The organism is Pseudonocardia sp. SID8383, from assembly GCF_009864975.1.
GTDB classification, from domain to species: Bacteria; Actinomycetota; Actinomycetes; order Mycobacteriales; family Pseudonocardiaceae; genus Pseudonocardia; species Pseudonocardia alni.
Map to the genome: position 1 here is coordinate 1 of NZ_WWFY01000457.1, position 5,565 is coordinate 5,565.

3 protein-coding genes and 1 riboswitch are annotated in these 5,565 nt (G+C 73.8%); of the genes, 1 reads left to right on the forward strand and 2 read right to left on the reverse strand.

The features are described from left to right. On the reverse strand, positions 1-2,795 hold a 2,795-nt coding region (locus tag GTW08_RS11170), incomplete at its 3' end, for a ribonucleoside-diphosphate reductase subunit alpha (RefSeq protein WP_346009895.1). 129 nt (positions 2,796-2,924) lie between these two features. Then, positions 2,925-3,130, reverse strand: a riboswitch (cobalamin riboswitch). 169 nt (positions 3,131-3,299) lie between these two features. Here GTW08_RS11170 and GTW08_RS11175 point away from each other — a divergent pair. Then, on the forward strand, positions 3,300-4,049 hold the full coding sequence (locus tag GTW08_RS11175; protein WP_073576631.1) for a class I SAM-dependent methyltransferase: 750 nt from the start codon (positions 3,300-3,302) through the stop codon (positions 4,047-4,049). On the opposite strand, the gene GTW08_RS11180 is transcribed toward GTW08_RS11175, so the two are convergent. Then, positions 4,050-5,565, reverse strand: a 1,516-nt coding sequence (locus GTW08_RS11180) for an ABC transporter substrate-binding protein (protein ID WP_237453739.1), incomplete at its 5' end; no start/stop codon positions are given.

The following is a 5,565-nucleotide window of genomic DNA, read 5'->3' on the forward strand; positions in this document are numbered from 1 at the left end:
ACCGCGGGCACGGCCGCCGCGGGCGACGCGGCAGGGACGGCCGGGGTGCTCGGCACGCCGGTCAGCCGGCCGTCGGTGCCGGTGAGGGTGGACTTCTCCACCGACGTCGCCGCGCGGGTGCGCAGGTAGTAGGTGGTCTTGAGCCCGGAGCGCCAGGCGAGGCGGTAGAGCTCGTCGAGCGCCCGGCCGCTGGGGGCGGCGAGGTAGAGGTTCAGCGACTGCGCTTGGTCCAGCCACTTCTGCCGGCGCGAGGCGGCGGCCACGAGCCAGCGCGGCTCGATCTCGAACGCGGTCGCGTAGAGCTCCTTCAGGTCGGCGGGGACCCGGTCGATCTCGGCCAGCGACCCGTCGAAGTACTTGAGGTCGGCGACCATCACCTCGTCCCACAGCCCGCGGTCCTTGAGGTCGCGGACCAGGTGCGGGTTGATCACCGTGAAGTCGCCGGACATGTTCGACTTCACGTAGAGGTTGAGGTGGATCGGCTCGATCGACTGCCCGACCCCGCAGATGTTCGAGATCGTCGCGGTGGGTGCGATCGCGAGGACGTTGGAGTTGCGCATCCCTTGTGCGACGACCTTCTCCCGCAGCGATGCCCAGTCCAGCGTGGACGACCGGTCGACGTCGAGCTCGCCGTCGCCGCGGGCCGCGGCCAGCAGCTCGAGCGAGTCCAGCGGCAGGATCCCGCGGCTCCACAGCGACCCGTCGAAGCTGGCGTAGCGGCCGCGCTCGACCGCCAGGTCCGACGAGGCGGTGATCGCGTGGAACGACAGCGCCTCCGCGCTGCGGTCGGCGAACTGCACCGCCGCGTCGCTGCCGGGCGCGATGCGCTGGGTGAACAGCGCGTCGGAGAAGCCCATCATGCCCAGGCCGACCGGGCGGTGACGCAGGTTGGACCGGCGGGCTTCGGGAATCGTGTAGAAGTTGATGTCCACCACGTTGTCGAGCATCCGCACCGCGGTGGTCACCGTGCGGCGCAGCTTGTCCGCGTCGAGCCCGTCCGGCGTGACGTGCGCGGCCAGGTTCACCGAGCCGAGGTTGCAGACCGCGACCTCGCCCTCGTCGCCGGCGCGGGTGTTGAGGGTGATCTCGGTGCACAGGTTCGACGAGTGCACCACGCCCGCGTGCTGCTGCGGGCTGCGCAGGTTGCACGGGTCCTTGAACGTGATCCACGGGTGCCCGGTCTCGAACAGCATGGTCAGCATCCGCCGCCACAGCTCGACCGCGCGCACCGTGCGGTGCACCCGCACCTCACCGCGCGCCGCGGCCGCCTCGTAGGCGCGGTAGCGCTCGGCGAACGCGGTGCCGTAGAGGTCGTGCAGGTCGGGGACCTCGTCCGGGGAGAACAGGGTCCACTCGCCGTCGGCCTGCACGCGGCGCAGGAACTCGTCGGGCACCCAGTTCGCGGTGTTCATGTCGTGGGTGCGGCGACGGTCGTCGCCGGTGTTCTTGCGCAGGTCGAGGAACTCCTCGATGTCGACGTGCCACGTCTCCAGGTAGGCGCACGCGGCGCCCTTGCGCTTGCCGCCCTGGTTCACCGCGACGGCGGTGTCCCCGGCGATCTTGAGGAACGGCACCACGCCCTGGGAGACGCCGTTCGTGCCCCGGATGTGCGCGCCGAGCCCCCGGACCGGGGTCCAGTCGTTGCCCAGCCCGCCGGAGTACTTCGCCAGCAGCGCGTTGTTGCGGTAGCCGCCGAAGATCGACTCCAGGTCGTCGTCGACGGTGGTGAGGAAGCACGACGACAGCTGGGGGCGGGTGGTGCCCGAGTTGAACAGCGTCGGGGTCGAGGCCATGAAGTCGAAGCGCGACAGCAGCTCGTAGAACTCGACCGCCCGCGCCTCGCGGTCGACCTCGCGGACCGCCAGCCCCATCGCGACCCGCAGGAAGAACGCCTGCGGCAGCTCGAAGCGCACGCCGCGCTCGTGCAGGAAGTAGCGGTCGTAGAGGGTCTGCAGGCCGAGGAAGCCGATCTGCAGGTCGCGCTCGGGGCGGATCGCGGCGGTGACCCGCTCCAGGTCGAAGGTCGCGAGCTCGGGGTCGACCAGGCCGATCGCGATGGCATGGCGCAGGTAGTCCTTCGTGTAGGCCGCGTACCGCCCGGCCATCGTCGCGTGGTCCGGGGTCTCCCGGGCGCCCGACAGGTGCGACACGGCCTCGGCGCGCAGCCGGTCCAGCAGCAGCCGCGAGGCCACCAGGGAGTACGCGGGCTCGCGCTCGACCAGCGTGCGCGCGGCCAGGACGAGGGCCTGGGCCAGCTCGTCGGCGGTGATGCCGTCGTAGACGGTGCGGTCCAGCTCGGCGAGCACCCTGTCCGGGGTCACGCCCTCGACGCCGGCGCAGGCCTCGTCGAGCACTGCGGCGACGCGGACCCGGTCCAGCGGGGCCCGGCTGCCGTCGGGGTGGGTGACATGCACGACCGGGGCGTCCGCGGCGGCGGTGTCCCCGCCGTCGTGCGCGCGGGCCCGGGCCTGCTGCTCGCGGTAGAGCACGTAGGAGCGGGCGACCTTGTGGTGGCCTCCGCGCATCAGGGCCAGCTCGACCTGGTCCTGGATCTGCTCGACGTGCACGGCGCGCGCCGGGTGCCGGGTCAGCGCCGCGACGACCTGGTCGGTCAGTCCGGCCACGAGGTGGTGCAGCCGCGACGACGCCGCGCCCGAGTCCCCCTCGACCGCCAGGAACGCCTTGGTCGTCGCCACCGAGATCTTCGTGGCGTCGAACCCGGTCTCGGACCCGTCGCGCCGGATGACGCGCAGGGCCGGTGGTGCTGCTGCCGGTGCAGCGGTGGAAGCCGTCACGGGCTCTCTCCTCGCGAGTCGCCGTCCCTCCGGGGCGGGCGCGGTACGAGGAGGCGGTGGGTCGGCGTGTCGTCGGCGGCCCACCGCACCCTGGCGCCGTCCCACGAGGCCCCGGAGCAGCGCGCGCCGGTCGGCACGCGCACCGGCGGCAGGTCTTCGGACTCACGGGCGCACTGCACACACCTACTGGCCGTCGCTTCCCGGGAGAGGTCTCCCAGTGCTGTTGACGGCGGTCGTTCCCGTTCACCGCTGCGGGGCAGTCCCGGATTCCCACCGGGTTCCCTCTTGCCTCACCGGCCCGTGCGGACCGGTGAACCACCAGCGCCCCGGACACTACATCTGGGGTCCGGACACGATCGACCCCCCTATCGGTTCCGGTTTCGACGACCATCGAGTCACGCACGGTGAACGTCGCCGGTCACGGGCCCGGCGGTCCCTTCCGTTCGACGGGTCCGCGCGGATACCGTCGGCCGCACTGTTGCCACCGTTGTGCAGGAGAGTGCGATGACCACCGGGACGGACCTCGACGCCGAGCACTGGCTGCGCCGGTGGGACGCCCAGCAGGAGCGCTACATCCCCGACCGGGAGGCGCTGTTCGCCCTGGCGCTCGACGTCGTCGACCGGCTCGCCGGCACCCCCGCCCGGCTGCTCGACCTCGCCTGTGGGCCCGGGTCGTTCGCGGCCCGCGCGGCGGCGCGCTGGACCGGTGCCGAGGTGGTCGGCGTCGACGTCGACCCGGTCATGCTGGAGCTGGCCCGGCGGACCACCGGCGAGCGCGTCCGCTGGGTCGACGCGGACCTCGCGCGTCCCGGGTGGACCGACGCCGTCGGCGGCGGGCCGTTCGACGCGGCCGTCTCGGCCACCGCCCTGCACTGGCTGCCCGAGCACGCGCTGCCCGGGCTCGCGCAGCGCCTCGCGTCCGTGCTGCGCCCCGGCGGGGTGTTCGTGAACGTCGACACCCTGCTCGCCGACCCCGCCCGGCCGCGCCTGGCCGAGCTGACCCGGACCCTGCGGGTCGAGCGCACCGACCGGGGACTGGCGACCGGTGAGGACTTCCGGACCTGGTGGGACGCGCTCGCCGACGAGCCCGCCCTGGCCGACGGGTTCGCCGAGCGGGAGCGCCGCTTCGCCGACCGGGTCACCGGCGGGTCGTCGCTACCGGCCTGGGAGCAGGCGCTGTCCGGCGCCGGGTTCGCCGAGGTCGGGACGCTCACCCAGACCTTCGACCGGCGGACCCTGGTCGCGATCCGCTGATCACCCGAGCCGGGCGCGCGCGAAGTTCGCCCAGGCGAACGTGTTCGGCCGGGCCGCCTCCAGTCCGGTGAGCCCGGCCGCCACGCCGACGTTCCAGTCCCGCACACCCCACACCAGGGCGCCCGACTCGGCGCGCAGCAGACCGAGGATCCGGGCGAACGCGTCGGTGCGCGCGGCGTCGTCGGTGGTGGCGACGGCGGAGTGGTAGAGGCGGTCGATCTCCGGGCTGCGGTAGCCGGTGAAGTCGTAGGTCGGGGTGCTGGTCAGCATCCGGCGTCCGATGTAGTCCGGGATCGGCAGCGAGCCGGTGCTGTTCTGGGAGAACACGCCCTGCTGCCGGATGGCCCGGAAGTAGCCCGACGACGGCAGCGGCCGTGCCGTGACCCGCAGCCCGACCTCGCCGAGCTGGCGCGCGACGAGTGCGGTGGCGGCGTCGAAGGTCGGGTCGGCGCCGCTGGTCTGCAGCTCGATCGCCGCCCCCTGTGCCCCGGCCTCGGTGACGAGCGCGCGGGCCCGCGCGACGTCCCGTGCCACCGGGCCCACCCCCGCCGGGTGGTAGCGCAGTCCCTGGCCGAACATGTCGTCGCCGACCCGGCCGCGCCCGAGCAGCACGACCCGCACGAGCTCCTCGCGGTCGATGCCCAGCCGCACCGCCTCGCGCAACCGCGGGTCGGAGAACGGTGCCCGGTCCACCCGCATCACCAGGAACTGGCTCGCCGAGGCCGGCGCGGACAGCGCCGAGGCGCGCTGCTCGCCCCCCAGCCGGGCGGCGCCGGTGGGGGTGAGGTCGTGGGCATAGTGCACCTGGCCGGACAGCAGGGCGCCGATCCGGGCGGCCTCGTCGTCGACGGGAAGGAACTCCAGCTCACGTACGCCGGGCGCGCCGTCCCAATGGTCCTCCGACGCGGTGTAGACGGTGGACCCGCCCGGGGTGAACGACGCGAGCCGGAACGGCCCGGTCCCGTTCGGACGGTCGAACGACGTCGTCCCGGCCTTGACGATCTCGGTACCGGGTGCGCCCCAGGCCAGCGGGAACAGCGTGTTCGGCCGGGTCAGCACCAGCTCGACCTCGGTCGGCGACACCGCCCGCGAGGCGGCCGCGTCGAGGTCGCGGAACAGGGTCGCGGCGGTCGCGGTGGTCGCCGGGTCGGTGATGCGGGCCAGGGTGGCGAGCACGTCGTCGGCGGTGAGCGGGGAACCGTCGTGGAAGCGGGCGGCGCGCAGCCGGATCCGCCACCGCCGCCCGGTCGCGTCGCTCTCCCAGGACTCGGCCAGCCGCGGCTCGGGGGTCATGTCCTGCGACCACCCGGTGAGGGTGTCGAAGCACGCCTTGGCCCGGGCCTGGTCGACGTAGAGCGGCAGGACGTGCGGGTCCAGCGACTCGCGCGAGCCGCCGGTCGCGAAGGCGACCCGCAACCGCCGGTCGCCCGTCCCGCCGCCGGAGCAGCCGGTGAGGGCGAGCGCGGCGACGCCGAGCGCGCCGGTCAGCACCCGGCGCCGGGACAGCTCGGGCGCG